Origin of the sequence: Corynebacterium sp. CCUG 51687 (assembly GCF_024453995.1) — a bacterium.
GTDB classification, from domain to species: domain Bacteria; phylum Actinomycetota; class Actinomycetes; order Mycobacteriales; family Mycobacteriaceae; genus Corynebacterium; species Corynebacterium pseudogenitalium.
On the sequence record NZ_JAGPYT010000003.1, the window covers coordinates 1 to 25,199 of the forward strand.

General features: G+C 58.2%; 26 protein-coding genes, 4 tRNA genes and 1 pseudogene. 9 read left to right on the forward strand and 22 right to left on the reverse strand.

Features of this window, described 5'->3' with window-relative positions; genetic code table 11:
- The first annotated feature begins 199 nt into the window (after positions 1–199).
- Positions 200–280 (forward strand) — tRNA-Leu (locus KBX13_RS03590).
- Between the two features lie 647 nt (positions 281–927).
- Here KBX13_RS03590 and KBX13_RS03595 read toward each other — a convergent pair.
- Both KBX13_RS03595 and bcp read right to left on the reverse strand, forming a co-directional pair.
- Complete coding sequence (locus KBX13_RS03595) at positions 928–1,146, reverse strand: hypothetical protein (RefSeq protein ID WP_071573756.1); 219 nt, start codon at positions 1,144–1,146, stop codon at positions 928–930.
- 18 nt (positions 1,147–1,164) lie between these two features.
- Positions 1,165–1,656 (reverse strand): thioredoxin-dependent thiol peroxidase, encoded by a 492-nt coding sequence (gene bcp / locus KBX13_RS03600; RefSeq protein WP_256020741.1) that lies wholly within the window; start codon positions 1,654–1,656, stop codon positions 1,165–1,167.
- A gap of 70 nt (positions 1,657–1,726) precedes the next feature.
- Between bcp and KBX13_RS03605 the strand changes: the two genes are divergently transcribed.
- Positions 1,727–2,002, forward strand: a complete 276-nt coding sequence (locus tag KBX13_RS03605) for a DUF3618 domain-containing protein (protein ID WP_070361996.1) — start codon at positions 1,727–1,729, stop codon at positions 2,000–2,002.
- A 51-nt stretch (positions 2,003–2,053) separates the two neighbouring features.
- On the opposite strand, the gene KBX13_RS03610 is transcribed toward KBX13_RS03605, so the two are convergent.
- The gene (locus tag KBX13_RS03610) at positions 2,054–2,617 is read right to left on the reverse strand and encodes an isochorismatase family protein (protein ID WP_256007926.1); all 564 of its coding nucleotides are present in this window, start codon (positions 2,615–2,617) and stop codon (positions 2,054–2,056) included.
- Positions 2,618–2,748: 131 nt separating this feature from the next.
- Positions 2,749–2,824: transfer RNA gene (locus KBX13_RS03615), tRNA-Lys, on the reverse strand.
- A gap of 217 nt (positions 2,825–3,041) precedes the next feature.
- On the opposite strand from KBX13_RS03615, the gene KBX13_RS03620 reads away from it, so the two are divergent.
- On the forward strand, positions 3,042–4,214 hold the full coding sequence (locus KBX13_RS03620) for an Ig-like domain-containing protein (RefSeq protein WP_256020753.1): 1,173 nt from the start codon (positions 3,042–3,044) through the stop codon (positions 4,212–4,214).
- 191 nt (positions 4,215–4,405) lie between these two features.
- Positions 4,406–5,707: an LGFP repeat-containing protein gene (locus tag KBX13_RS03625; protein WP_256020755.1), complete on the forward strand. Its 1,302-nt coding sequence runs from the start codon at positions 4,406–4,408 to the stop codon at positions 5,705–5,707.
- Between the two features lie 30 nt (positions 5,708–5,737).
- Here KBX13_RS03625 and KBX13_RS03630 read toward each other — a convergent pair whose 3' ends face one another.
- From KBX13_RS03630 to KBX13_RS03715, 18 genes and pseudogenes are all read right to left on the reverse strand, one after another.
- Positions 5,738–6,169, reverse strand: coding sequence for a hypothetical protein (locus tag KBX13_RS03630; RefSeq protein ID WP_256020756.1), 432 nt, complete (start codon positions 6,167–6,169; stop codon positions 5,738–5,740).
- A 103-nt stretch (positions 6,170–6,272) separates the two neighbouring features.
- Positions 6,273–6,557 (reverse strand): annotated as a pseudogene (locus KBX13_RS03635) (transposase); the annotation flags it as partial.
- Positions 6,558–7,140: 583 nt separating this feature from the next.
- A tRNA-His gene (locus KBX13_RS03640) sits at positions 7,141–7,213 on the reverse strand.
- Positions 7,214–7,256: 43 nt separating this feature from the next.
- Positions 7,257–7,892: an oligoribonuclease gene (gene orn / locus KBX13_RS03645; RefSeq protein ID WP_070478452.1), complete on the reverse strand. Its 636-nt coding sequence runs from the start codon at positions 7,890–7,892 to the stop codon at positions 7,257–7,259.
- On the reverse strand, positions 7,893–8,699 hold the full coding sequence (gene cmrA, locus KBX13_RS03650; protein ID WP_256020758.1) for a mycolate reductase: 807 nt from the start codon (positions 8,697–8,699) through the stop codon (positions 7,893–7,895).
- A gap of 5 nt (positions 8,700–8,704) precedes the next feature.
- Positions 8,705–9,034, reverse strand: coding sequence for a hypothetical protein (locus KBX13_RS03655; RefSeq protein WP_256020760.1), 330 nt, complete (start codon positions 9,032–9,034; stop codon positions 8,705–8,707).
- Positions 9,027–9,455, reverse strand: a complete 429-nt coding sequence (locus KBX13_RS03660) for a hypothetical protein (protein ID WP_256020761.1) — start codon at positions 9,453–9,455, stop codon at positions 9,027–9,029. Before KBX13_RS03660 ends, KBX13_RS03655 begins: the two co-directional genes overlap by 8 nt.
- A gap of 26 nt (positions 9,456–9,481) precedes the next feature.
- Positions 9,482–9,895 (reverse strand): type II toxin-antitoxin system death-on-curing family toxin, encoded by a 414-nt coding sequence (locus KBX13_RS03665; protein WP_256020763.1) that lies wholly within the window; start codon positions 9,893–9,895, stop codon positions 9,482–9,484.
- Between the two features lie 102 nt (positions 9,896–9,997).
- Positions 9,998–10,570: a Panacea domain-containing protein gene (locus tag KBX13_RS03670; RefSeq protein ID WP_256020764.1), complete on the reverse strand. Its 573-nt coding sequence runs from the start codon at positions 10,568–10,570 to the stop codon at positions 9,998–10,000.
- A gap of 86 nt (positions 10,571–10,656) precedes the next feature.
- Positions 10,657–10,914, reverse strand: a complete 258-nt coding sequence (locus tag KBX13_RS03675) for a hypothetical protein (protein ID WP_256020766.1) — start codon at positions 10,912–10,914, stop codon at positions 10,657–10,659.
- A 2-nt stretch (positions 10,915–10,916) separates the two neighbouring features.
- Positions 10,917–11,042 (reverse strand): hypothetical protein, encoded by a 126-nt coding sequence (locus KBX13_RS03680; protein WP_256020767.1) that lies wholly within the window; start codon positions 11,040–11,042, stop codon positions 10,917–10,919.
- A gap of 671 nt (positions 11,043–11,713) precedes the next feature.
- A complete protein-coding gene (locus KBX13_RS03685; RefSeq protein WP_256020769.1) occupies positions 11,714–13,210 on the reverse strand; it encodes an RNA-binding domain-containing protein in 1,497 nt (498 codons plus the stop codon).
- A 477-nt stretch (positions 13,211–13,687) separates the two neighbouring features.
- Positions 13,688–13,761: transfer RNA gene (locus tag KBX13_RS03690), tRNA-Arg, on the reverse strand.
- A gap of 51 nt (positions 13,762–13,812) precedes the next feature.
- Complete coding sequence (locus KBX13_RS03695; protein WP_256020770.1) at positions 13,813–15,480, reverse strand: phospho-sugar mutase; 1,668 nt, start codon at positions 15,478–15,480, stop codon at positions 13,813–13,815.
- A gap of 2 nt (positions 15,481–15,482) precedes the next feature.
- Positions 15,483–16,133 (reverse strand): deoxyribose-phosphate aldolase, encoded by a 651-nt coding sequence (deoC, locus tag KBX13_RS03700; RefSeq protein ID WP_256020772.1) that lies wholly within the window; start codon positions 16,131–16,133, stop codon positions 15,483–15,485.
- Between the two features lie 36 nt (positions 16,134–16,169).
- On the reverse strand, positions 16,170–17,534 hold the full coding sequence (locus KBX13_RS03705) for an MFS transporter (protein ID WP_256020773.1): 1,365 nt from the start codon (positions 17,532–17,534) through the stop codon (positions 16,170–16,172).
- Positions 17,535–17,570: 36 nt separating this feature from the next.
- Positions 17,571–18,290, reverse strand: a complete 720-nt coding sequence (gene deoD / locus KBX13_RS03710; RefSeq protein ID WP_256000890.1) for a purine-nucleoside phosphorylase — start codon at positions 18,288–18,290, stop codon at positions 17,571–17,573.
- 138 nt (positions 18,291–18,428) lie between these two features.
- Complete coding sequence (locus KBX13_RS03715; RefSeq protein WP_070362010.1) at positions 18,429–19,373, reverse strand: sugar-binding transcriptional regulator; 945 nt, start codon at positions 19,371–19,373, stop codon at positions 18,429–18,431.
- 79 nt (positions 19,374–19,452) lie between these two features.
- On the opposite strand from KBX13_RS03715, the gene KBX13_RS03720 reads away from it, so the two are divergent.
- The 5 genes from KBX13_RS03720 to ettA all read left to right on the forward strand — a co-directional run bounded on the left by KBX13_RS03720 (position 19,453) and on the right by ettA (position 25,187).
- Complete coding sequence (locus KBX13_RS03720) at positions 19,453–19,629, forward strand: hypothetical protein (protein ID WP_168156165.1); 177 nt, start codon at positions 19,453–19,455, stop codon at positions 19,627–19,629.
- Between the two features lie 65 nt (positions 19,630–19,694).
- Positions 19,695–20,015, forward strand: coding sequence for a helix-turn-helix domain-containing protein (locus tag KBX13_RS03725; RefSeq protein ID WP_070362011.1), 321 nt, complete (start codon positions 19,695–19,697; stop codon positions 20,013–20,015).
- Between the two features lie 629 nt (positions 20,016–20,644).
- Complete coding sequence (locus tag KBX13_RS03730; RefSeq protein WP_256020776.1) at positions 20,645–22,663, forward strand: bifunctional copper resistance protein CopD/cytochrome c oxidase assembly protein; 2,019 nt, start codon at positions 20,645–20,647, stop codon at positions 22,661–22,663.
- A 134-nt stretch (positions 22,664–22,797) separates the two neighbouring features.
- A complete protein-coding gene (locus tag KBX13_RS03735) occupies positions 22,798–23,412 on the forward strand; it encodes a single-stranded DNA-binding protein (RefSeq protein WP_256020778.1) in 615 nt (204 codons plus the stop codon).
- A gap of 104 nt (positions 23,413–23,516) precedes the next feature.
- On the forward strand, positions 23,517–25,187 hold the full coding sequence (ettA, locus tag KBX13_RS03740) for an energy-dependent translational throttle protein EttA (RefSeq protein WP_071573571.1): 1,671 nt from the start codon (positions 23,517–23,519) through the stop codon (positions 25,185–25,187).
- Positions 25,188–25,199 lie beyond the last annotated feature (12 nt).

The following is a 25,199-nucleotide window of genomic DNA, read 5'->3' on the forward strand; positions in this document are numbered from 1 at the left end:
ATCCTGTGTCCGCGGGGTGGAAGATGAAAAGGGGGTTGTGTGTCCGCGCGGCGGACACATTTGATGTCTTGCCGCTGACAGGTGGAGCAGATCGCGTGTCCGCGCAGCGGACACCTCCCCCAACCTGGTAGCAGCAGCCCCGGTCCTTCCTGCTAGTTTGTGCCCACTTGTGCAGTGTGTAGGATGAAAGGCGCTTTATGCGCCCGTGGCGGAATTGGCAGACGCGCTGGATTTAGGTTCCAGTGTCTTTGACGTGTGAGTTCAAGTCTCACCGGGCGCACAAGAGGAAAGAGCCTCCGGGATTGCAAATGACGCAGTGTCGGAGGTTCTTTTGTGCGCGCCGCAAAAGCCAAAAGCTGGGCTTAAGGGACATTTTGTGTGTAACTAACTGCGTCCAGCCCACCCTTTTCTCACGCCTAAGCTGAGGTTCCACTGATGATCAATGCCGGTATCGAATTCTTTCGGTCCGTCGACCTCTTCCCGTTGACCTCTTCCGGTCGACCTACTCCGGTTTACCAACGCAGGTCAGCGCAAAATCGGCAAAATAGCCCCAAAATCATCCAAATCACCGCTGACCTGGGTTGGTCGACGCAATGAGGTCGACCGGAACCCCCGATACCTCTATGCGACCAGAATTGTGCACGTCAAGGGCTTTGCTCGTCCCCCTGGCTATATGCGACCGCCCAACGCACAGGCGGCTGGTTCTAGTCCCCCCTAGAGCACTCGATCTCGCTGGGGTCCTTGCGCTACCCGCAGACTTCATACCACACACCAGACGTCATTTGGTGTTGGTTTCTCGAAACGGGCGAATGGAACTGTTTTGAAAACCATATCTGGTTGTTGTCCGAGGTCATCCCAGGAAACCAGATAGATTTATACACACAAAATGTCCCTTAAGCCAAAAGCTGAGTAGCGGAAGCCGCAAAACTACGGCGCGTCGATCGGGAACTGGACGGAGCCGTCCGTCGACTGGGTGGGTGCTTCGTCCTGCTCCGGCCCGTAGATGAGCCAGCCGCCGAGGGCGACCAAGGCCGCGATCGCGATGGTCGCGATGACTGCGCGCTGCTTCTTGGGCTCGGCAGGGCGGTCGGGGTTGTACTCGTCTTTGAGGTAGGGGTCTTGGTTTGGCGTCGTATTCTTATCCACGGCGCCAAAGATATCATCTTATGCGCCGGTGGTTGCATTCAGGTCCCAGTCGCGCAGGATGCGCTCGACGTGGCCGGTTGCGCGAACATTGTACTGCGCCTGCTCAACCTTGCCGTCGGCGCCAACGAGAATGGTGGAGCGGATGACGCCCTGCACGATGCGGCCGTAGTTGTTCTTCTCCCCGAACGCGCCGTATGCGCTCATGGTTTCCTTGGAAGGGTCGGAAAGCAGGGTGATCTTCAGGTCATGGTCTTCGCGGAACTTCGCCAACTTCTCTGGCTTGTCGGGACTGATGCCGACGACAGCGATGTTGGCGTCGTTAAACACTTCGAGGTGCTCGGTGAAGTCGCAAGCTTCCTTGGTGCAGCCAGGGGTGTTGGCGCGTGGGTAGAAGTAGACAATAACGCGCTTGCCGGCGAAGTCTGCAAGGGAAACGGTTTCGCCTTTGTCGCTGGTCAGGGTGAATGCGGGGGCGGTGTCGCCTTGTTCGAGTCGAATGTTGTCAGTCATAATTCCCCGTTTTACACTAGATTGGTTGGAAGTTCTGTAAATAGTCAACACATCTAGGAGTATGTAGATCGTGGCACGAGATATTCATGACATTGAGCGCAGCCTTGCAGAGACCCGCTCGAAGCTCGCTAGCACCCTCGATGAGCTCGCAGACCGCGCTCAGCCATCCAACCTTGCAGACAGCGCGAAGAGCGAAGCTGCCAACTGGCTGCAGGATGAGACCGTCCAGAAGGTCCTGATCGGCATCGGCGTTGGCGTCGCAGCACTTGTTGGCATCAAGGTGTTTAACAGCCGCAAGCGCAAGAGCGAGCTGAAGAAGCTGCAGGAGCTGCTCTCTCAGCGCTAAAACGCGCAGAAGAGTGCCCCGCCCTCCACGTTGGAGGAGCGGGGTTTTCTGTTACTTGGCGACGATCGTCGCACCTGCCGCTTCCATCTCACGCAGTGCGGCCTGCCCACGCTCCTCGTCGACGGGGGAGCACAGGTCGGCGAGGACGCGGACGTCGAAACCCTCCTTGCGGGCATCAAGCACCGTGGCGCGCACGCAGTGGTCCGTAGCGATGCCGCACACATCAATGGCAGTGACGCCGTGCTCGCGCAGCCAATCGCCGAGCAGTACATCGCCGTCAGTGACGCCCTCAAACCCGGAATAAGCAGCGGTGTAGTGCCCCTTCCGGAAGTACTTGTCAATACTTATCGACGCCAGCGGCGCGCGCAGCTGTGCGCCATCGGTGTCAGCAACGCAGTGGACTGGCCACGTATCCACAAAATCCGGGTCCTGCGAGAAGTGGGTGCCAGGGTCGATGTGCCAGTCCTGCGTGGCGAGCACGAAGTCGTAGTCGTCTCTGTGTTCTTCGAGCAGTGTGTGCACGCCTTCGGCGACGAGATCACCCTTCGCGGTGCCGAGGGAACCGCCGGGGCAGAAGTCATTTTGGATATCAACAAGGATGCAAGCGACAGTCATGCCGATAGCCTAGCCGGTGGCGCGCCTGCTCGGGGCGTTTCAAAGTATGGGGGAATTTATGGGGGATTTGGGTTAAGATACGAAAAAGCCCCTGGCCTGCGGTACTGTTCCCGCTGGTCAGGGGGTTAAGGTGGTGCGCCATCAGGGAATCGAACCCCGAACCCACTGATTAAGAGTCAGTTGCTCTGCCAATTGAGCTAATGGCGCTTGTTGTCTTGGAGGCTGTCCTCGTTGGCAACGTTGAATACAGTAACACTAAGGTTCGCAAGGTGTAAAATCGCCTGGTCAAGGTGGTTATTTTCGATCGTTATGGAACGGTTATCGTTTCGGGTCGTTGTAAAGTAGCGTTTCGTTGTGCTGGGGCGATAGTGTTGTTGGTTGCTAAAACTTCGGGTGTTGTGAGGAAGCGAGAAACGTGACAAGCATGCGGCGGTCTCTCATTGGTGTTGGCCTTGTCGCCGTGTTGGCGGCGGGTGTAGTTGGGTGCTCGTCGGAGGCGGGCAAAGGCATCAACCAGGTGGCGGAAACCACTGGTCAGACGACCGTCAAACCAGAGCCCCCGGCGTTTTCGGTGAAGGACGAGGCGACAGACGTCGAACCCCTCGACCCGATTACGGTGAAGTCCGAAGCCGGGCTCGAAGAAGTCGAGATGACCAACGAGGCAGGCAAGGTTATCGAATCGTCCTTCAATGATGACCGCACCGAGTGGGAGGTCACCGAACCGCTTGGGTACGGCCGCTACTACACCATCGTGGCGAAGGATAAGGCTGGCCAGAAGAAGACCGTGAGCTTTTCCACGGTCGTCCCAGCGGCAACTACGAACGTCTACATGGGCCCGCTTGAGGGATCGACTGTTGGTGTCGCGCAGGCGATCACGTTCCGTTTCGACGTCCCCATCCAGGATACGAAGGCACTTGAGGAGCTCATCGACGTCGAGACCTCGAACGACACCGAGGGCGGCTTCTTCTGGCTGGACCCATACGAGCTGCGCTGGCGCCCGAAGGAGTTCTGGGAGCCAGGCACCACGGTGAAGGTGACGGCCGACCTCTACGGCAAGGACCTCGGCGGCGGCGTCTACGGCGCGCAGGACAACGAGACCACCTTCGAAATTGGGGACGAGGTGAAGACAGTCATCGACAACAACGAAAAGGTGCTGCGCGTCTACCAAAATGGCGAGCAGATCCGTTCGTTCCCGGTATCGCTGGGTACCGACTTCCAGTACGACACCCCGAACGGCACCTACGTCGTTGGCGATGAGCACACCTCGCTCGTGATGGACTCCCGTACGTTCGGGCTTGGGCTGGGGCAGGGCGGCTACGTCACCCCCGTGGACTACGCCACCCAGCTGTCCTACTCGGGCATCTACGTGCACTCCGCGCCGTGGGCGGTGTGGGCGATGGGCTCTACGAACCAGTCGCACGGCTGCGTCAACGCGACGTACTCGGACGCGCAGTGGTTCCAGCAGGCCGTAAAGCGGGGCGATCCGGTCATCATCAAGAATACGAATGGCGGCACGCTCAACGGCTACGACGGCCTGGGCTACTGGAACCTGGACTGGGAGCAGCGCTCCGGCGGTTCAGAGGATCCGAACGCTTAAGTCGGTCTGTTAGAAAAAGTTCCCGAGAGGCAATCGACAATAAGGAAACGTCAGATGAATACCCCACTCCAGTACTTCCAGAGTGGGCTAAGGGGGCCTCGTCTGAAATTGTAGAGACTGAACTTTCACCGGAAGAAGTCTCCGAGTGGACTCCGACGAAATCTCCTAAATCTACTGTACGCCCTGGAGAAATGCGTAGCGATAGGGAAGAAATACCGGGTGATTTCACCAAAGAAGAGGCGGATCTTGCAGAAACAAAAGAAGCACAGCTGCAAGAAGAAGATAATCCGACCCTAAATTCTGCCCCAGGTTGCAAAGTTTACTGGCCTTCTCCTTTTGAAGTATGCGGTGCAATCCGGGAACTTTATGATTCCATTGGCGGACCGAAAAGCTTTCTGACGTTTCCTAAAAGCAACGAGCTAACTAATCCTGACGGTATTGGTAAAAGGTCCGAATTCGTCAACGGGTTTATCTATTGGCATCCAAAGACAGGCGCTCATACTGTTAGCATTCCTGCAACCGTCGTGTGGGCAAAGCATGGTTGGGAACGCGGACACTTCGGGTACCCAATGACTAATGATATCGCTCTCGGAGTTAGTTGGTATAAACAAAAATACCAAGGTGGCTACATCTACACACAAAACTCCATTCCTGCAGTACAAGCAGGAATTCAAGGGCGAATATACGACAAATGGCAGGACATGGGAGCCCAAAAGAGTACCTTAGGTTTCCCTATCAGCAGCGAAGAAAAAACACCTGACGGGATCGGGCGATACAACCTTTTCCAAAAAGGAATTATGGTTTGGTACCCTAAATTCGGCGCTCACACTATAACAGGCGATGTGCTACTCCAATGGGTGTATTCAGGCGCTATTGATGGAGATGTCGGCTACCCTGCTGGTGACCCTGGAGAGGAGCATGAGGGTTGGAAAGAACAAAAATTTGAAAAAGGCAGCATTCACGGTGCCCAACTAGAAAAGTTTTTTCCTGACTTTATGCCTGGGGCAGGACTCGAACAAGATGCACCTACCCTACAAGGCAGCGGAATCGCTGGAGGTAATGACTACACTGATGACGTGGTGCTGTCTACTCGGGACAGGTGCGGGACCCCTGTGGTACTACGACGCGGTTGGTACACCCCGGATGCTAAAAGGGGAAAAGGGGGTCCTTGGGGCTATGACAAGATCAGGCATAAGCACGGAATTTGGAACCTATATACGATAAACAAGTACTTTAAAGGGCTCTGCGAAGCGAGGATGGAAGGTACCGACCGTATCTATGAAACTCCTATCTATGAGGCTGTCCGCACTAATGATGGAAAAAAGGTTGGAACTGGAAGATCATTTGAACTTCGAGCAGTAATAGAAACTACAGTGTGGGTCCCTGGAGGACTAGAGCCACGTGGAGTGAAGACAATGTTCCCGCTACGTGAGTCCAATGATGGCAGCGACGTGGTTCCCCAGTGGTTCAATATGGAGAAAAACATAGATTAAAATAGGCGCGGTGAGGCAGGGGGTAAATGATTAACCGTGGCCGGTTCGTGGAATATAAAGCTCTGTGCCCATCTTTTTGTCTGCCTTCGCTCTCCTCAATTCTATAAAGCGTTGAGGCGTGTTGTCGCTAACGGTTCCGAGCCATTTTATTTTATCTCCGCAACCGTAGTCTAAATCCCCGGCGAATGGATCACCGGCAAGCTGATCTGCCCAGGCCTTGACAGCAGTATCTTCTTCCGATGAGACTCCCCCAGTACTCGGTATTGGGGGCATTTCCATGCCAACATACGCAAGTCCTTTCGTGGACATTACTGAGAATACGCAGTAGACGTACTGAGCCGTTCTCCAAGCTGCCCGTAGCTCGACAGCTCCGGAAGAAATGAGGTTTTCTTGAGCAAAATACCGCTTTAAAAGCGAATTCATGTAATAGGCAAAAGACGTTATGTTCCAATTATTTACCATGTTTTACTCCTCGTATTCGCGCTACTGACAGTCAATGCAGCTTCCGCAGTCCATACCAACTGCATAGTACCTCTGAGTACTTTAGTGCCCAGAGGCTTATCTACATGGCACGTTCGCTACGGGTTCGTCGTTCTAACAGCCAGTCAGACAAGAAGGAACCGTGGCGTAGTTTCGGGATGGCCACATCGATGGTGCTGACCCGTGTATCCAGTAGTCGGTGGCGGTAGCCGTTGCGGTGGTTGACGCGGTTGTCGCTGGTGGTGCCGTAGTCAGCGCTGCCGACAGTATCGTCTTGGGAAGATAGAATTTGGTTGATGAAATCACCGAGCATCTGACGCGTCAGATCGGGTGATGCTTGAGTGAGTAGCTCTTCGAGGTATGCTTTTGGTTGCCAGTTGTGTCGGCACCGGGGGCTTAACTGTGAGAAGCGGGTCGAATAGCGGAGTTCTCCGCTAGGAGGTGTAAAAATTCCTCTGGGTCTTTAACCGTCAAGCGAATGGGTCTTCCGATATTGCGGTGTAGGAGGATATTTGCAGAACCGGCATGGAATGAAATAGTGCCATCCAGGAAGTGAACCCCAAACGTTTGGGATTCGAGTATGGGGCCCGAGGGAAGGATCTCCGCCCCCTTCAGAGATTCCAAACGAACGTTGCTAACTGGAATGCCAAGAACTGAAATCCGAAGGATTTCATCATTCAGCAACACCCCGACATTAAAGAAAATTGCCAGAGACACTAAAAGACCGCATGTGATAAAGGCGGTTTGATCTCTTCTGGTCAAGAAGTAGACACACAATAAGAGTACTGCGAAGATAAGTACGATCCGACTAAAATTATATCCAAATACTCTTGATCGATAACTTGAACCAGTCATGAATATCACTCCCCGGGAACAATTCTTGGCTTAACGTACCTGCCGTTGAAAGCAATGTGCCCCGCAACCTGTTTGTACAGGCCACGGGGCACTCTCGGGGTGGCTGACGGGGCTCGAACCCGCGACACCCAGGATCACAACCTGGTGCTCTACCAGCTGAACTACAGCCACCATCGCTGTTTTTCAACAGCGGGAACTACTTTACAATGAAAGCCTAGGATTGCAAAAACCGCTGGTAGTGGGCGTGTGCGGCGGCTGCGGCGTCGGCTGCTTGCTCGGAATCTGGGCCCGGATCCGGTGCGAATACGGAACGGCGGTAGTAGTCGAGCTCCTGGATGGATTCCACGATGTCGGCGAGCGCGCGGTGCGCCAGGCCCTTCTCGGGCTGGTTGTAGTAGGCGCGCGGGAACCAGCGGCGTGACAGTTCCTTGATGGTGGAGACGTCGATCATGCGGTAGTGCAGGGCGGCGTCGAGACGCGGCATCTGCTCCCGGATGAATGACCGGTCGGTGGCGATGGAATTGCCAGCAAGCGGCGCTGGGTGGTCTGGGTCGCAGTGCTTTGCAATCAGCGCGAGGACGGCGTCCTCGGCCTCCTTGATGGACACTGAGGAGGAGCGGATCTCGTCGAGGAGCCCGTTCTCGGTGTGCATATTCAGGACAAAGTCGTCCATTTCGGCGAGCTCATCTTCGGTGGCGTGGACCACTAGGTCCAGGCCCTCGTCGAGAATCTCAAGTTGCGCATCGGTGACGAGCGCTGCGACCTCAACGATGACGTGGCGGGACGTGTCCAGACCCGTCATCTCCAGGTCGACCCATACGATGCGGTCGTTTTTTGCAGGGACATCCATTTACTCTTCTCCCATCTGTGCATAGAACCGCCCCATGATTGGGGCGAGGGCGCCGCGCGGAGCGTACGTCGATACGAAATCCATCACCTTGGAAAGCGGGCCCGGCACCACGCGGCGCTTGTTGCTACGCATCGCGCTGATGGTGTCTTTCGCGCAGGACTCGTACGTGGTCCAGAGGAAGTCCGGCACGACCTTGTCCACGATCGACTGCTCCTCCTCAGGAACTTCTGCCTCTCGCACCGGCCCCGGCGCGAGCAGAGTGCAGTGTACGCCGCTGTCCTTGAGCTCGTAGTGCAGCGCCTCCGTAAACGTATTGACGCCCGCCTTCGTAAACACGTACGTGGCATTGTTCGGGATCGGCGTGTTGCCCGCTGCCGAGCCAACGTTGCACAGTGCACCCGCGCGGCGCGGCACCATTTGGTCCAGTACCGCCTTCGTGATGCGGAACACCGCCGTGGCGTTGAGGTTGAACTGGTCCGTCTCGTAGTTCCAGTCCTGCTTCATAAACGGGCCAAAGGAGGCGATACCGGCGGAGTTCACGCAGATGGTGATCTTCTTCTGCCCGATGTAGTCCAGCAGCGCGGTCACGTCGCGCTCCTTGGACAGGTCTGCTGCGAAGACCTCGGCGTTGATACCGTGCGCATGCGCCAGCTCTTCGGCAAGCTGCATCAGCACCGCTTCTCGACGCGCCACCAGCAGTACGTTATATCCAGCAGCAGCAAGTTGGCGCGCAACTGCCTCACCGATGCCCTGCGAAGCGCCAGTAATCAGCGCGAACGAATCAGTAGTTGGGGAGGGAAATGTCATGTACCTCAGGGTACCCGACGGTCCGACTCCGCAATCGAGCGCAACTCCTCGATACAGTCCTGGTATGCGCGGGCACCGGTAGCGGTCAGAGAGACCCAGTCCACGTTCTTGTCCGGGTTCGCCTTGCGGTCCGTAAACAGGGACACGTAGCCGGCTTCTTTGAGTGCGTTGATGGCCGTGAGGTAGGCGTCGCTATCTAGCTGAGTGAGAGTACGCAGCCGCTTGGGGTGCATCTCCTTGTTCTCCGCGGCGCCGACGTCGCTGGTGGTGGCCTCGGCGGCAAAGAGTGCGGCGCAGATGCTCAAGCACGAGGGTTGCAACAAAATATCAGGCATTGTTCCTCCAGCTCCTCGCGTACGTAACGACGAAAACGACGGTCGCGAACGCGCCGAGCAGACTCGAGAACACCTTGTTCTGAAGCGGGGCGACCTGCAAGAGCGATATGCAGAGGAAGTACACGCCGAAGGGAAGAAACGACATTTTTGGGTCCTCTTTGACCGGCTGCCGGATGCTGGAGCGCACGCCGGTTGACCTGCGTCGCTCGATGACAACGATGCACCCGATGCAAGGCACAAACAGGAGGAACGGCCAAAACTGGTCGAGAACAAAGATCAGCGGCAGGCTCACCCCGAAGCAGACCGCCGCGCACAAGATCCACCCCCAAGGAACGGCCGGCTTTCCCCGGGTGCGTTCCTCGGTTTCATGCGCTGCGGCCAGCAACTCGCGGGCCTGAGCGGAAGAAATAGAGACGGACATGGCGCCATGGTACATCGGGGGCGATGCTATTTTTGTCGGTAGCGTCGCGCTAGACCATCAATGTCGGCCCAGCGTTGAAATGCGCGGCTGGTGTGTGCGATGACCGAATCCAAATCCGCGGCATGTGTAACGATGTACTCCATCAGTCGGGCGCCTTCTTCGCCTGCGGCTAAATCAGGTCCCTTGCCCTCTGGCTCTCGGACATGAACCGAAAACAAGCGCAGATAAGTGAGCCCAACGATAAGTGCGGTGCGCTTGTTGCCATCGGCAAACGGATGGTTATTGGCTATATGGACGGTCAGCGAGGCTCCTCTATCAAACACCGAGGCGTACCGGGGCTGGCCGCTGAATAACTGGAACGGGGCGTAAACTGCACTTTCCAAAGAAGCCCGATCCACAGTAAATCCAAGATAACTCTCCGGTTCTCCGTTCGCGGTCATACGATCCCCGCAGCCTTGATTCACTGCGCACGCCAACTCCACGAGCATCTGAGCTAAGAGCTGCTCTCTGGAAGCTTCACTGTGGTCAGACAATTGCGTTGATTACCGGTTCGCGAGGAGTGAAAGGGTGTTGTGCCATTCCGCTTCGACTTCATGTGCAGTGGCAAGCAGATGATCGAAGCTAGGAAGGTGATCCACGTCTGGCAGGGAAGGCGAGTCTGGGACAGAATGTCCTGACTGGAGCAACTCCGTGAACTCTTCGCGCATCGTGGTCATGCTCAAAGCGCTGCTACAATGCGTGCCCCCGACCGCGTTGCTGCGTGCTTCCTGCCAAGCTCGACCGTGGCTCATGTCTGACAACTCCGCGGATGTCAGCGAACCGTAGAAATTCACAACGCTTTCAATCGTTGCTCGGGCAAATGGCGAAAGTGCCGAAGAATTCCCACCAGGAACGTGTGGGACCTCCCATCCACGCGCAACGTTTTCTGTACTGCGGCGGAGGTCATAGGGGACGGGTCCTTTTGCCCAAGCTTGCAGCTCTTCCTCGAATAGTGGCAGTCCGGTCCAAGCAAGGTGCCAGCCTTGGGAAAAGAAGCAGATTTTATAAAGCTTCATCTTGTCGACGCCGGGGATGAGTTCGGTCACATACTGGCCGGCGTCAAGAATATTGGACATAGTGATCACCAACTTTAGAGAGGCTTCAGGAACCCAACGGTACTCGAACCTAATGGACCGCTATCCTACCAGCACATACGAGTGTGCTACGAGTGAAGTTGTTTTGCTTGAGGGCTGTTCTTTACGGGGCTGCCTGGGCGGCTGGCGCGCCAGGTTTTGACTGCTTCAGCGTCCCACAGAGGTGCGCGCGCGTCGAGACGAGCGACTTCGGCAGGCGGGTTGAGGTTGATGCCTTGCCGAAAGTAGCCGCGCCACGTGGCAGGGGAGACGCCGCAGTGCTCGGCACATTCCGGAACGCGCCATAGGCGCGCCCCTGTCAGCTCATCGACAATGATGGGCTGCACGGCTATGCCTTCTTTTTGTTCTTGTCGATGACGTAACCGACGGCAAGAAAAGTAAGGGCGAAGAGTGGGTTGGCGCCTGCGAGGGTGGTGATGATGCCGGTTCCGGCTCCAAGGAGTGTGAATCTCATTGTGGGTCCTTTCTTCAAACCCACCATACCAGCAAAAACGCCCCCACTACCAGGCAAAACACCAGGCAGCGGGGGTAATAAAAAAGGGGATAGTCGAATTCTTTTATTCACACTTGTTTGTTTTTAGCCTCGTATCCGACCGCCCTATCACCCTATCACCGTGTTTCAGTTTTCCTCTCACGGTCGTGCCGTAGAAAGTGAACCCCGAGCGCCGCACTTAGCAAGGTTCGTATGTTTAGTGGATTACGACTAGTCCGTCTCGGTTTGCCGCGAGTGCTCTGTGGACGAGGCTTCAATGGAAGAAAACAACGCTGAGGCACCAGGTACGTGGAACCCCGGTACCAACTACCCCGAATCGACATCACCACCCAAGCAATCGCCGACCGCAAACTTCCCACTGAATTAGCCTAAGTCAGGTTACATGCCTGAAGGAAAAAGCCTTGCAGTACTGGGTACGCGATACAGCAGTACCAAATTTGCGGTGACTCGCGGTGCAAACTTGCCAGCTACCCCCAAATCGACTCCCTGAAAGTGGTAGAGAGCTTTCGGTGCTTCAGCACTGAGCCAAAAGCAGTCTAGCCCCAGTTTTACATGGGTCTTGAGGGAAGGGAATTTACATTGAAAAAAGAAACGTGCTGGTAGTAGGCATGAAGAGCATAGTTTGCCATTTACTAGATTAAAGGCCGCGATGCGACTGCCCAATAAGGCAGATACTCCATCTTCTTACGTCCTGCGTTGGGATCCTTAGGGACGATTTTTCCGTCTTCGAGTGCGAGCTTGAGGATCGCAGACGCCTTAGCGCTTTCCTTGTCTGTCAGTTTAAAACGCTCTCGAATAGTGCGATTTGTCGTAGTCTGATTACTAACTTGTCGTAAGCAGGCATGCAAATAGACCGCTCTAATTTTCTCTTCATTGTCCATATCTGATAACTGCCGAGGCGAACTGAGAGTAACCACGGTATTATCCTCTGGGACGCTAATCTTGGGGGCTGGCAACTGATACAACTCAATGGCGTCTGCGATTCGGTCCCATCCGCTGCCACGCTCTTCGCAAATATGTGCACGTCTCATCATTGCCGCTAGCTTCTCATTCCTGGACCTGGGAGGAGCATCGACAAACCTGCTCGGATGAATTAATGGTTTTCCGGCGTTAGAAACTTCCAATCGATCGTCATAAATCTCGATCATCGGACAGGTGCCTCTGATCGTGAAGTCTTGATGAATTAACGCGTTTGCCACTAGTTCGCGAATGGCGACGGTTGGATATTCGGAGGTTTCAACACGTAGTGCGGACTCGATATGTTCATTGGTTGGGAGTAGGCTTTGAATGAAATCAAGTAGACCTTCAAATCCGGAGGCATATCCTCGAACGCCGATTTGTTCTTTTTCAGCATTAATTTTATTAATGCCTTTGTACTTGATTACACGTGGGGCTTTGCGTTCTAAGCTCGGGAAAAATTTAAGGTTTTTGGCGAAGAGTATTGCACCTAAATTGGTTATAGCAAAACTCCCGTCTGCCTCGCGAATAATTAATCTGTCAGTTTCCAGATGAAGTTGGACGGACTCCTGGTCAGCCTGCGGGGCAAGCCCTTGAAGCGAATAATATGAGTTAATATCTAAATGGTTGAGCGCGTCCCCGAGTTCGAGGCCGGATTTCGCATAATGATACTCAAATGGAACTCTATCTAGTTTCCTGTGGAGAGTCTTCTCCTCGACCGGATGATCGTGGAGCTTCTTGACGTGGCTGCCAATTCTTAAATACGGGATGTTGGAAAAAGTAACGGGGATGGGGTATGCAGCACTGACCTGAAGGAGAACCACTTTCTTTCTATCAATTTCCAAGTAATGAAAGGAATAGGCAGGAACGGGGTCTAGCATCTGAGCAAGCCATGGTTCTAGCGCCTGATTGCCCTTTCTTACCTTTTCATGGTCGAATGTTGTTCCGATAACTTCATGACTAGAGTCATCAATTCCCCAAACCAAATACCCGAATTCTTCGTCGGAGTAAGCAGCTGAGTTCGCAAGGGCTGAGAGATACTCACCAATCTTAAACGGATCCTGCAAATTGCGTTTGAACTCATACCAAGTTCCCTCATAAGGTGCGTTCCGCAAGTGATTGATGATTGACTCGTACTGGTTTGTGCTCTCTGTATAAGCGTTGATTGTCATGTCCTCATATTAGTTTCGTGGCGGGGCTAAATCTAGTAGCTTCCGGATATAGGTGTTTTGGAGAGTGTATTGTGGCGAACGCGGTCTTCGTTGCACTCGGTGCTGTCGGTGTGAACGTAGGGCTTGTTAAGCGTTACCTGCACTGTCTGGTGATGAACTTCGATACGAAGCCGAAACCACCCACACCTCCTGAGACGCGGCGTGTGTCTGATGAGTTTCTCTCTGAAATTCATCACGCGAACGCACTGCCACAAGTTGTGTAAAATTCGGTTTTAATTCTCAACCGCCACCACAAGAAGGGTGGCGGGTAGAAGCGATCAACGGGTAGCGATTTTCGGCCACTTTTTGGTAACAACAGCCCGGAAACGGTCCCGGCACGACAAAAACGCCTCTCCTATTTGTGCAGGTAGAGGCGTTTTTGATGTTTTGAGGGGGTTATTCGAACAATCAAACTAGATTCTTCGAAACCCCCAGCAGCGCCCCCAGCAGGATTCGAACCCGCGACACACCGGGTAGAAGCCGGTTGCTCTAATCCACTGAGCTATGGAGGCTGAGCTGGGCGTCGACAAATCGGCGCCCAAGCCTTCGATAGTATAGCGCAGTTAGATTCCGCACAGTGCGCGGGTGGCGTCGCTGATGGTAGCCAGGCGGGCATCGGCGGCGGCCCAGTCAGGTGCCTCGCCTGTTTCGACTGGCAGGACCACCTCGAGGTAGCACTTCAGCTTCGGCTCGGTGCCGCTCGGGCGGATGACTACGCGGTCGTTGTCCGCGGTGCGGATCAGGATGCCGTTGGTGCCTGGGGTGGCGCCGTAGCCGTTGTTGAGGTCGACGTACTCGACAACCTCAGAACCGGCGAGCTCGGTCGGGGTGTGTGCGCGGAGGCGCTCCATGGCGTCGCTGATGAGGGAGAGGTCTTCGACGCGGAAGGTCAGCGGCTGAGTGCGGTACAGTCCGTACTTGCTGGCCAGGGCGTCGAACTGCTCGAGCACACTCATGTTGCGCGCCTTAAGCTGCGCCACGATCGAGCCGACGATCACCGCGGCGGACATGCCGTCCTTGTCGCGGGCGTGCGCCGGGTCGACGCAGTAGCCGATTGCTTCCTCGTAGCCGAACACGAGCTGCGGGGTGCGCCCGATCCACTTGAACCCGGTGAGCGTCGTCGCGTGATCCAGCCCGTGGGCTGCCGCGATTTTGCCGAGCAGCCTGCCCGAAACAATCGAGCACGCCGTCGAGCCGCCCTGCGTACGCGACGCCACGTACTCGCCGATCAGCGCGCCGGTTTCGTCGCCGGAGAGCTTCACCCAGCCGTTGCCCAGCGGGGTGCCCGCGCTCGGGGTGGTGCGCGCCGGGACTGCGACTGCGCAGCGGTCGGCGTCGGGGTCGAGGGCGATGATGACGTCCGCGTTGACCTCGTTCGCCTTCTCGACTGCGAGGTCGAGGGCGCCGTCTTCCTCCGGGTTGGGGAAGGCGACGGTGGGGAAGTCAGGGTCAGGCTTCCACTGCTTCTCGACGCCCACTACGTCCCCAAAGCCCGCAGCCTCCAGGGTGGTGCGTGCGAGTTCGCTACCGACGCCGTGCATTGGTGTGAGCACGATCGTGATCGGTGGGGTGTCGTCGAGGTCGCTAAGCGCGCTGGTGGCGGCGACGTAGTCCTCGCGGGTGTCCACCTGCTCGATGGTCGTGTCCAGGGGGAGCTCCGTCGCGCCGGGTGCGGCGGCGATGCAGGCGGCGATCTCGGCGTCGGCAGGCGGGATGATCTGGCAGCCGGCGGCGTTGTCTGCGTCGACAACGCGGCCACCGAGGTAGACCTTGTAGCCGTTGTCCCACTTCGGGTTGTGGGAGGCGGTGACCATGATGCCGGCGTCGGCGTTGAGCGTGCGCACGCTGAAGGAAGTCAGCGGGGTCGGCTGGGCCAGCGGCAACAGCATGGCGTGCCCACCCGCGCCGGCGACGACCTCAGCTGCGGCCTGCGCGAATTTGGCGGAGCCGTGGCGGGCGTCGCACCCGATGACCACGCGAGGCGTGTCCACCTGCTGCTTGAGCCATTCCATGAGCCCGGCGGTGGCGCGCATGACCACGGCCTGGTTCATGCGGGACTCGCCGAAGCCAATCTCGCCGCGCAGCCCCGCGGTGCCGAACTGGAGCGGGCCGGCGAAGGCCTTCGCAAGCTCGGCCTCGTCGTCGAGGACGGCGGTTAATGCCTCGCGGGTGGCGGGGTCGGGGTCTTGCGCGATCCAAGCCTCGGCCTGTGCACGAAGATCAGTAGCCATTGTTAGTTCCACCCCTCCAGCACCGCAGCGGAGCTGGACAGGCCCAGGCGGGACGCGCCAGCCTCAATCATTTCCTTCGCGGTGGCGGCGTCGCGGATACCGCCGGAGGCCTTCACGCCGAGCTTGTCGCCGACGGTCTCGCGCATCAGTTTCACCGCGTGCGCGGAGGCACCACCAGCGGGGTGGAAGCCCGTCGAGGTCTTCACGAAGTCGGCACCGGCCTCCATGGAAGCCTTGCACGCTGCGACGATCTCGTCGTCGGTGAGGACGGCGGACTCGATGATGACCTTGAGCAGCTTGTCGCCGCACGCCTTCTTTACTGCGGCGATGTCGTCGCGTACGACGTCCCACTTGCCTTCCTTGGCGGCACCCAGGTTGATGACCATGTCAACCTCGTCCGCGCCGTTGGCAACGCTGTGTGCGGCATCAGCGGCCTTTGCCGCGGTTGGGACCGCGCCGGACGGGAATCCGCACACCACTGCGACCTTCAGATCAGCTGGGGTCTCGATTGGCAGCATGGATGGGGAGACGCAGACGGAGAACGTGCCGAGGTGCGAAGCTTCGTCGATAAGCTTGGTGACGTCCTCGTGGGTGGCCTCCGGCTTGAGCAGCGTGTGGTCGATCATCTGGGCGACATTTTGGCGAGTAAGCATGTTGAAAAACTCCTTGAGTTGTAGAAAGTGTGCAGGTTAAGCCGGTTGCTTCATGCGCGCGGTGAGCGCTGCATAGAGCGCGGTGCCGGCGACTGCGATGATGGCCAGGATGAGCATGACGGTGGGGTAGCTGCCCGAGTTTTGTGGCAGGAAGCCTGGCACCCCAAGGCCGAGATCCACCAGCTTCGCGCTGTACGCGATGCCGAGCGGGACGGCGACGTTGATTGTGAGGTTGTAGAAACCGATTGCGATACCCGACTTCGCAGCGGGGATATTGCCGATTGCCGTCGCGACCAGTGGCGCATACAGCAGGGCGAAACCGCAGGCGAAGAGCAGGGAGGAAAGCATGAAGACCCACGGGCTGGCTTCCATCCCGACTGCGAGGATCAACAACGCGATGGTGATGGAGGCGAGTGCGGTAAAGATCGCGGGGCGCGTCGGCAAGAACTTGCCGATCTTGCCTGAGAGCGCGCCGACAATGACGGCGCCGGTGTAGCCCGGGATGAGCAGCAGGGAGGCGTCGTCAGCGCTGAGCCCGTGGACGGCCTTCGCCATTGCGGGGAAGAGCACCAGGTAGCCGAGCTGCACCGAGTAGACAATCGCGACGAGCACGATGGCGGTGACGTAGGCGCGGTTCTGGAAGAACTCCGGGTTGACCAGCGGGCGCTTGCCCTTCTTCACGTGCGCGATGAACGCGATGAGCGCGAGTGCGAGCGGAATGAGCCACAGGAACTGGAAGGCCTGCATGAACATGATGGCGCTCGTGGCCAGCACGGCGATGAGGAACAAGCCCAGCCAGTCGACGTGGCCCGACTCCAGCGAGGCCTCCTCCGGGACCGTCTTCATGATGACGGGGACGGCGAAGATCAGGATGAGCGGGATGAGGAACATCGCGGTCCACGAGATGTGGGTGGCGATGTAGCCCGAGGTCAGCGCGCCGAAGAGCGTCGCGCCCTGGAAAGCAGACGTAGAAAAGCCCAAGTAAGTCTTCTGATCCTTCTCGCTGAGGTGCTTGGTCACGTAGATGACGTAGAGCGTCTCCACCGCAGCGAGGCCCGTAGTCTGCACCACACGACCGGCCAGGACCAGCCCCCACACGTTCTGACCCAGGTAGCCGATGACCGAGCCGACCAGCGTCAGCGTGATACCGACCATCAGCAGCTTGCGGATACTCACCACGTCAGCCAGCGCCGCGTACGCCACCGCGCCGATGCCGATGATCACGCCAGCAAGCGAAGCCTGCAGGCTGACCTCGTTGAGGGACAGGTTCAGCGCCTCACCCATCGAGTCGGTCATGAACTTGAAACCGTTATCGATGATCAGTGAGAACACGAAGGTAAACAGGATGATCGGCACGGCCCGCTTCGGGTTGAGTGCCTTTTGAACTGTTTGAGATGTCATGGTGAGTTCCTTCAAACGTGTGGGATGGGTTGTGGGTTAGACGGCGGCCAGCGGAAGTGCCAGCTCCATCATCTGGGTAAACGCGTTCTGGCGCTCCTCAGCGGAGGCCTTCTCGCCGGAGCCGATGACGTCGGACACGGTGAAGATACCCATCGCGTCAACGCCTGCCTCGGCGGCGACGGCGTAGAGGCCGGCGGATTCCATCTCGACGCCGAGCACGCCCATCTTCGCCCAGCGGTCGTTGACGTCGTCCTTGAAGTTGTAGAAGACGTCGGAGGACAAGATGTTGCCCACATGGATGTCGACGCCCTGCTTCTGCGACTCCTTGTAGGTTGCCTCGAGCAGCTTCCAGGACGCGGTCGGGGCGTAGGTGCCCGGCAGGTCGTACTGCTCGATGAAGTGCGAGTCCGTGGATGCGGAGGAGGCGACGATGATGTCGAAGAGCTTCATGTCAGGCTGGAAGCATGCGCAGGAGCCGACGCGGATGAGCTTCTTTACGCCGAAGAAGTGAATGAGCTCGTAGGCGTAGAGGCTGATGGACGGAATGCCCATGCCGGAGCCCATCACGGAAACTTCGTGGCCTTGGTAGGTGCCGGTGTAGCCGAGCATGTTGCGCACGGCGTTGAACTGGACTGGGTTTTCCAGGTAGGTCTCTGCGATGAACTTCGCGCGCAGTGGGTCGCCCGGCATGAGGACGGTTTCAGCGATAGGTCCGGTTGGGACGATGTGCGGGGTGGAGACGGTCGGGGTGGACATGTGCAACTCCTTTTTCGGTAGCTGGTTGACCTTTCGCTGTCCACTCTAAGACCGTTCGGAACATATGGCAATATCAAAGTTTGCAAATGTTCTGATTGGGGGTGCAATCCACCCCAGATGGGGGAGAAGGGGCGTCAATTAGCGGGTCTTCGCGATCTCCAGCACCCGAACCGCCGTCGGCTGATCAATCACCAAATCACTGGCCAGCCCCATCCACAGCGCCGTCTCAATCGCCTCAGCTTTATACAAACCCCCAGCTACCAGCACTCGACGTGGTCTCGCCCGCAGCTCGTCAAGCTCAATGCCCACCGTCAGATCATCAATTCTTTTCGACGCCACATCCCCCTCCCGCGTGTAGAACCGCGAACAAGCATCCCCCACCGCAACCCCGAGCAGCTCCCGCGACATCTCCTCAGACAGGTACCCCAGGTTCATCAGCAAGCTCTGCTTTCGCACAGAACCCACCGTGAACACCGCCACGTCGGTCTCCCGCCCCTGCTGCAGTACGTCGGCGATGTGGGAATCCTGCTCCACGATCTCCTTAGTTTCCACTCGCTCAAAAATGACAGGCAATGGGAGCGTTAACGCGGGCGCGTTGAACGCGGTGCAGAAACCGGTGATCGTCTCAAAGTCATTCGTTGCCAGGTTGGAACGCGACGACCCACCTTTCAACTGCACAATCTGGCGCGCCCGCATGTTCGTCGATCGTAGATTCCGCGCAATGTTGAGCAGCGTTTTTCCCCAGGACACACCCACCGAAAGGCCATCCAACGGCATCGACTCCAGGTAGCGCGCGCCCGCTACCCCAAGATCCTCCATGATCGCTGCAGATGGGTTCGCCGGGTGAACAATCCGCACACCCTCCAGCGCGTACCGGGAGGTGAGATCCTCGATCAGGATCTCGTCCGCCTCCTGCGGGTCGTGTACCTCAATAGTGACGTAGCCACGGTCCTTCGCGTGCTGCAGAAGCTTCGCCACCGTAGGACGGGAGCAGCCCATCTCCGCAGCAACCTCCGCCTGACTCAGCTCCGAGCGGTAATACAACTTGGCAGCCGTCAGCGCATCCCGATCACGTGTGTCCATGCACTACAGCGTAGCGCCTGGGGGTTTGCCCTTAACTGTGTGGCAGTATCTTGGCTAGACCCCAAGCGAAAGGAAAACCATGAGCAACGACGAAGTAACGATGCCACGCAAAGAATACGAGGCGCTGAAACGAGAAAATGCTCGACTGCGCAAAGAAGTCAAGCTGTGGAAGGACACCAGTGATGTCCTGGGAAAAGCTATGGGGTCTCTGCCAAAGCAACATGGCGGGACCTCCGACGCGGCGGAAAAATCCTAAGCCCCGAGGAAACGAAGCGGTACGAGGAAGGAGTACGTCAAGAAAACGAGTTCCTGGATCTGCTCATGGGCGTCGGCCATTCTATGAGTCGCGCCTGCAAAATTTTGAGGATCTCACGCTCGAGGCGCTATTACCAGACCAACCCGAGGCCCAAAAAGGAAAACCCGATCCCGCACCGCGAGCGAAATATCAAACGTATTCCAGACTCAGACGTACAACAGATTCTCGATCTTTTCGACGCCCACCCCGACCTGAGCGCGGACGCCATTTATCAGAAGGCGCAAGACAGCGGGTTGCAGCTCGCGAGCTTGCGGACTTTCTACCGCATCGCCCGTGCACACGGGAAGCTACAGCGTCAGCGCCGCGCTGCTGAATCGGACTCGTAAATCCGCAGTGGCGTTCTTTCGTGACGGAACCTCTGTGTTGGGTGTCCGCGCGGCGGAAGCCAGTTGCAGCCAGGGTGTCCGCGGGGCGGACACTTTTTGGCGGTGGGTTTTCTGGAACTGCAGGTGAGAAGGGTGCCGCGGACAGAGTGCGGTCAGGGTGTCCGCGGGGTGGACAGCAGAACGCAGTCCGAGTGTCCGCGGGGCGGACAGGGCAAGTGGTTGGTTCTGCCCAATCCGCGAGGTGGGAGAAGTGCCGTGGACATGGTGTGGCATGCCGGTTGTCCGCGGGGTGGACAGCAGAACGCAGTCCGAGTGTCCGCGGGGCGGACAGGTTTTCTGGATTGGGGCATCCCCGGGTGAGTGTCCGTGCGGCGGACAGATTAAGTGGTTGGTTTTCTCAAACGACTGGTGAACGTGTTGCCGCGGACATGGTGTTGCATGCAGGTTGTCCGCGGGGCGGAATCGGCGAACGGTGGATGGCAGCGTTCTTTTAAGTGAACTGTCCTCGACAGGTCCGAGTCCTGGTGGGGCAGAGCAAGAAGCTATTGCTCACACTTGTGACGTGGAGGCGGAGAAGTAGGCGTCGAAAAACTTGGGAACAGGCAGATTTCGAACGTAGGGTAGTGAGCATGTCAAATGCGCAGGTTGCCTCAAAGTCGGCGGTGAAAGCGGCGTTTCCGCTGTATCTTGCGACGGGGCTCGTCGCGGCGCTCATCGCCGGGGTGATTTCGGAGATGTTCGCGGGCGCCTCGCTCGCGGCGTTGGGCATCCCGGATCCGGGGGCGTTGACGACGTTCGGCCTGCCGGCGCTGCGGGGCGCAGCGTGGGTGCTGGCCGCGCTGGCAGCTGGGTCCTTTCTCTTCTCGGCGTGGTTGTTGCCGCCGAAGCAGATCGGCCCTGACCTCAACTGCGCGCGCCTGACCGTTGATGGGGTGATTGCGTCGCGGACGGGGGCGGCATCATCCGCGGGGTTGGCGCTGATCGGAGTGGTGATGGTGCCGCTGGTGCTTTCCGACGTCTCAGGCCAGCCGCTGAGCACCGTGATGTTTGAGGTCGACGCCTGGACCTTGGCGCTGGACAAGGTTGCTGACGCCCGCGTCTGGCTGATTGTCGCGGCAATCGCGGCGTGTGTGGCCGTGGCGGGGTACCGGGTGTCGTGCTGGTGGTCGCAAGTGGCTTTGTTCATCGGCTCGTTGTTGGCGATTATGCCGCTGGCGCTGACTGGTCACTCCGCGACCGGTGGCGATCACGACTTCGGCACGAACTCCTTCATCTGGCACCTGGTATTCCTGCTGGTGTGGGTTGGCGCTCTGATGGCGCTGGTGGCGCACGGTTTCAGGTTGGGGCCGAACTTGGCCCCGGCGGTGCGTCGATACTCGCGCATCGCGTTGTTCGCCTTCGTGGCGATGGCGGTGTCGGGCGTGATTAACGGTGCGATCCGCGTGCACCTGGACGACATCACCCGCTACGCCTACGGCTGGGTGCTGGTGGGCAAGCTGGTTGGCATACTGCTGCTTGGTTTGATGGGGTACGCGCACCGCGAGCGGACGATTCCGGCGCTTGAGGCGGAGGGGCCGTCGCAACGCAGGGCTTTCGTACGGCTCGGCGCGGTGGAAGTGCTGGTGATGGCCGCCGTGACTGGCCTCGCGGTGACGCTCGGACGCACTCCGCCGCCACCGCCACGAGACCCGAACCTCACCCCGATGCAGATCCAGATGGGCTACAATCTTGAGGACCCACTGACCTGGTCGAACTGGGTCGGACTGTGGCGTTTCGAGCTGCTCTACAGCGTGATCGCGATCCTGCTGGCCGTCTACTACCTGCACCTGACGCGCAGGGTGAGTGGGTGGTCGAAGGGGCGCACGGCGTGGTGGCTGCTGGGGTGCGCGACCGTCGTAGTCACGATGTGCTCTGGCATTGGGCTGCACATGCCGGCCTCTTACTCGGCGCACATGACGGTCCACATGATCCTGTCGATGGGTGTGCCGGTGTTCCTCGTGCTGGGCGCGCCGCTGACGCTCATTATCGACGCCTACCCGTCCGGGGAGTTCAACCCCCGGCTGTGGGCGCAGTCCTTCCAGCGCAGTAAGTTCCTGCGCATCGTGACGTACCCGCCGGTGTCCGCGGTGCAGTTCCTGGTGTTCTTCTACGTCATGTACGTGTTCACTGATCTCTACGAACTGATGATTTCGGAGCACGCCGGCCACGTCATCATGAATGCGGTGTTCCTGGTGTCGGGCTACTTCTACTTCTGGGAGCTCATCGGCCCGGACTACATCGAGGGCCGCGTCACCGCGAAGACGCGCCTGCTGTGGCTGTGGATCTCCATGCCAGTGCACCTCTTTATGGGCGTGTACCTCATGCAGCTCAACACCGTGATGGGCGAAGAGTTCTACCGTTCGCTGCTCCTGCCGTGGGACCCGGATCTGCTGGCGGACCAGAAGGTGGGCGGCGGTATCGCCTGGGCGTCGGGCTCGTTCCCGCTTGTTATCGTGTTCGGTGTGCTGTTCATCCTGTGGTGGCGTGAGGACCGCGCAGAAACCGCAGAGGTTGACCGCATCGCGGACGAGACTGACGACGCCGAGTGGCGCGCCTACAACGAAATGCTCGCACAGTACACGTCGGATACCCCGCAGCACAAGGGGTAGCCGAGGATCTGTTGAGAACTGTGGAATTCTAAAAATCAATCCACAGACTGCCAGGCCGCATCCTTTCTTTTCTGTTTCTGCGCTGGAAAGCTCCGAGTTGTACCAGTTCAGCAAACAATTGAAAGGACACAACAATGAGCCAGATGAACGTCACCGTATGCGGAAACCTGACGGCAGCACCGTACTTTAAGTGGTTCCCGGCGTCGGGAAACTCGGTGTGCAAGATGCGCATCGCGTCCTCCCGCAGGCGGCGCACAGGCGAGCAGGACAACCAGGGCCGCGACATTTGGGAGGACACGGACCAGCTCTACATCGACGTCGAGTGTTGGAACCAGCTCGCCATCAACGCGCGCACCTCACTGTTCCGCGGTGCGCCGGTGATGGTCTCCGGCCGGTTGGTCACGGAGACCTGGGTGGAAACTAACGACGCGGGCGAGAAGCTCAACCGGTACCGCACCGTGCTGAAAGCCGACAAGGTCGCGTTCGAGCTCGGCATGCACCAAATCTCCTCCTGGAAGATCACCGAGACCGGCCACACGCTCGAGGGCCAGCCCGCAGTGAAGATCAAGACGGCGGTCGACTTCATGACGGAGGAGGAGCGCGAGTTCTACTTCGAGCAAATGAAGATGCAGGCGTCGGCGTCGGACTCGGCGGCGGCTACGGAACCACAACCGCAGTCGCCTGAACTCGAGCCGGTCGCTGTGGGCGCTAGCAGCACTGAAAGTGACGACGGTCCCGCACCCTTCTAACACTCCGACGGCGCCACCGCTTGACGTTGGAAAGCGCACGTTCACCTTTCGCTGATGTACCCTGTGAAACGATGTATGTCCGCTTCAGTTAAAGGGGTTTTTACGTGGCTGAGTTCATCTACACGATGAAAAACGTTCGCAGGGCCATCGGTGACAAGGTCATTTTGGACAATGTCACCATGGCCTTTTATCCCGGCGCCAAGATTGGTGTCGTTGGGCCAAACGGCGCAGGTAAGTCCTCGCTACTCAAGATCATGGCGGGGATTGACCAGCCAAACAACGGCGAAGCATTCCTGGATCCCGGCGCAACGGTCGGCATCCTCCTGCAGGAGCCACCGCTGAACGAGGAGAAGACCGTTCGAGAGAACGTCGAAGAGGGCCTCGGCGACATCTTCGAGAAGAAGCAGCGCTTCGAAGAAATCGCTGAAGAGATGGCGACGAACTACACCGACGAGCTCATGGAAGAAATGGGCAAACTCCAGGAGGAGCTCGACGCCGCTGACGCCTGGGAGGTCGATTCCAAGATTGAGCAGGCGATGGAAGCACTGCGCTGCCCGCCGTCCGATAGCCCGGTGACCAAGCTTTCCGGTGGTGAGCGCCGCCGCGTCGCGCTGGCGAAGCTGCTGCTGTCCGAACCGGACCTGCTGCTGCTCGACGAGCCAACGAACCACCTGGACGCCGAGTCCGTCCTGTGGCTGGAGAAGCACCTGCAGTCCTACCCGGGCGCAGTTCTGGCGATTACCCACGACCGCTACTTCCTGGACAACGTGGCCGAGTGGATCTGTGAGGTCGACCGCGGCAAGCTCTACCCATACGAGGGCAACTACTCCACCTACCTGGAGAAGAAGGCCGAGCGCCTCGAGGTTGCTGGCAAGAAGGACCAGAAACTGCAGAAGCGTCTGAAGAACGAGCTCGAGTGGGTACGATCCTCGCCGAAGGCGCGCCAGGCGAAGAACAAAGCGCGTCTGGAACGCTACGAGGAAATGGCTGCCGAGGCAGAGCAGTACAAGAAGCTGGACTTCGAAGAAATCCAGATCCCGACGCCTCCACGCCTGGGCAACAAGGTCGTCGAGGTCGAGCACCTGGACAAGGGCTTCGACGGCCGCGTCCTGATCAAGGACCTGTCCTTCACGCTGCCGCGCAACGGCATCGTGGGCGTGATCGGCCCGAACGGTGTGGGTAAGTCCACCCTGTTCAAGACCATCGTTGGGCTGGAAGAGCCAGACGCAGGCACCGTCGTGGTCGGTGAGACCGTGAAGCTGTCCTACGTCGACCAGAACCGCGAAAACATCGACCCGGAAAAGACGGTGTGGGAAGTAGTCTCGGACGGCCTCGACTACATCGTGGTCGGCCAGAACGAAATGCCGTCGCGGGCCTACCTCTCGGCGTTCGGTTTCAAGGGCGCTGACCAGCAGAAGCCGTCCAAGGTGCTCTCCGGTGGTGAGCGTAACCGCCTGAACCTGGCGCTGACGCTGAAGCAGGGCGGCAACCTGATCCTGCTCGACGAGCCGACCAACGACTTGGACGTCGAAACCCTTGGCTCGCTTGAGAATGCGCTGCAAAAGTTCCCAGGTTGCGCTGTCGTGATTTCGCACGACCGCTGGTTCCTGGACCGCACCTGTACCCACATCCTCGCCTGGGAAGGCAACGTTGAGGAAGGCAAGTGGTACTGGTTCGAGGGCAACTTCGGCGACTACGAGAAGAACAAGGTTGAGCGCCTCGGTGAGGAAGCGGCGAAGCCGTCGCGCGTCACCCACCGCAAGCTCAGCCGCTAACAGCGGAAAAGG

Bases quoted from the DNA above. Each gene is read 5' to 3' on its own strand.
- KBX13_RS03715 (WP_070362010.1), bottom strand. From the start codon at position 19,373: ATGGACACACGTGATCGGGATGCGCTGACGGCTGCCAAGTTGTATTAC.
- KBX13_RS03610 (WP_256007926.1), bottom strand. From the start codon at position 2,617: ATGACTGTCGCTTGCATCCTTGTTGATATCCAAAATGACTTCTGCCCC.
- KBX13_RS03735 (WP_256020778.1), top strand. From the start codon at position 22,798: ATGAGCCAGATGAACGTCACCGTATGCGGAAACCTGACGGCAGCACCG.
- KBX13_RS03725 (WP_070362011.1), top strand. From the start codon at position 19,695: ATGGGCGTCGGCCATTCTATGAGTCGCGCCTGCAAAATTTTGAGGATC.
- KBX13_RS03695 (WP_256020770.1), bottom strand. From the start codon at position 15,480: ATGGCTACTGATCTTCGTGCACAGGCCGAGGCTTGGATCGCGCAAGAC.
- KBX13_RS03625 (WP_256020755.1), top strand. From the start codon at position 4,406: ATGCGTAGCGATAGGGAAGAAATACCGGGTGATTTCACCAAAGAAGAG.
- deoD (WP_256000890.1), bottom strand. From the start codon at position 18,290: ATGTCCACCCCGACCGTCTCCACCCCGCACATCGTCCCAACCGGACCT.
- KBX13_RS03620 (WP_256020753.1), top strand. From the start codon at position 3,042: ATGCGGCGGTCTCTCATTGGTGTTGGCCTTGTCGCCGTGTTGGCGGCG.
- bcp (WP_256020741.1), bottom strand. From the start codon at position 1,656: ATGACTGACAACATTCGACTCGAACAAGGCGACACCGCCCCCGCATTC.
- KBX13_RS03680 (WP_256020767.1), bottom strand. From the start codon at position 11,042: ATGAGATTCACACTCCTTGGAGCCGGAACCGGCATCATCACCACCCTC.
- KBX13_RS03705 (WP_256020773.1), bottom strand. From the start codon at position 17,534: ATGACATCTCAAACAGTTCAAAAGGCACTCAACCCGAAGCGGGCCGTG.
- KBX13_RS03720 (WP_168156165.1), top strand. From the start codon at position 19,453: ATGAGCAACGACGAAGTAACGATGCCACGCAAAGAATACGAGGCGCTG.
- KBX13_RS03660 (WP_256020761.1), bottom strand. From the start codon at position 9,455: ATGTCCGTCTCTATTTCTTCCGCTCAGGCCCGCGAGTTGCTGGCCGCA.
- KBX13_RS03670 (WP_256020764.1), bottom strand. From the start codon at position 10,570: ATGTCCAATATTCTTGACGCCGGCCAGTATGTGACCGAACTCATCCCC.
- KBX13_RS03685 (WP_256020769.1), bottom strand. From the start codon at position 13,210: ATGACAATCAACGCTTATACAGAGAGCACAAACCAGTACGAGTCAATC.
- cmrA (WP_256020758.1), bottom strand. From the start codon at position 8,699: ATGACATTTCCCTCCCCAACTACTGATTCGTTCGCGCTGATTACTGGC.
- KBX13_RS03665 (WP_256020763.1), bottom strand. From the start codon at position 9,895: ATGACCGCGAACGGAGAACCGGAGAGTTATCTTGGATTTACTGTGGAT.
- KBX13_RS03730 (WP_256020776.1), top strand. From the start codon at position 20,645: ATGTCAAATGCGCAGGTTGCCTCAAAGTCGGCGGTGAAAGCGGCGTTT.
- orn (WP_070478452.1), bottom strand. From the start codon at position 7,892: ATGGATGTCCCTGCAAAAAACGACCGCATCGTATGGGTCGACCTGGAG.
- KBX13_RS03630 (WP_256020756.1), bottom strand. From the start codon at position 6,169: ATGGTAAATAATTGGAACATAACGTCTTTTGCCTATTACATGAATTCG.
- KBX13_RS03655 (WP_256020760.1), bottom strand. From the start codon at position 9,034: ATGCCTGATATTTTGTTGCAACCCTCGTGCTTGAGCATCTGCGCCGCA.
- deoC (WP_256020772.1), bottom strand. From the start codon at position 16,133: ATGCTTACTCGCCAAAATGTCGCCCAGATGATCGACCACACGCTGCTC.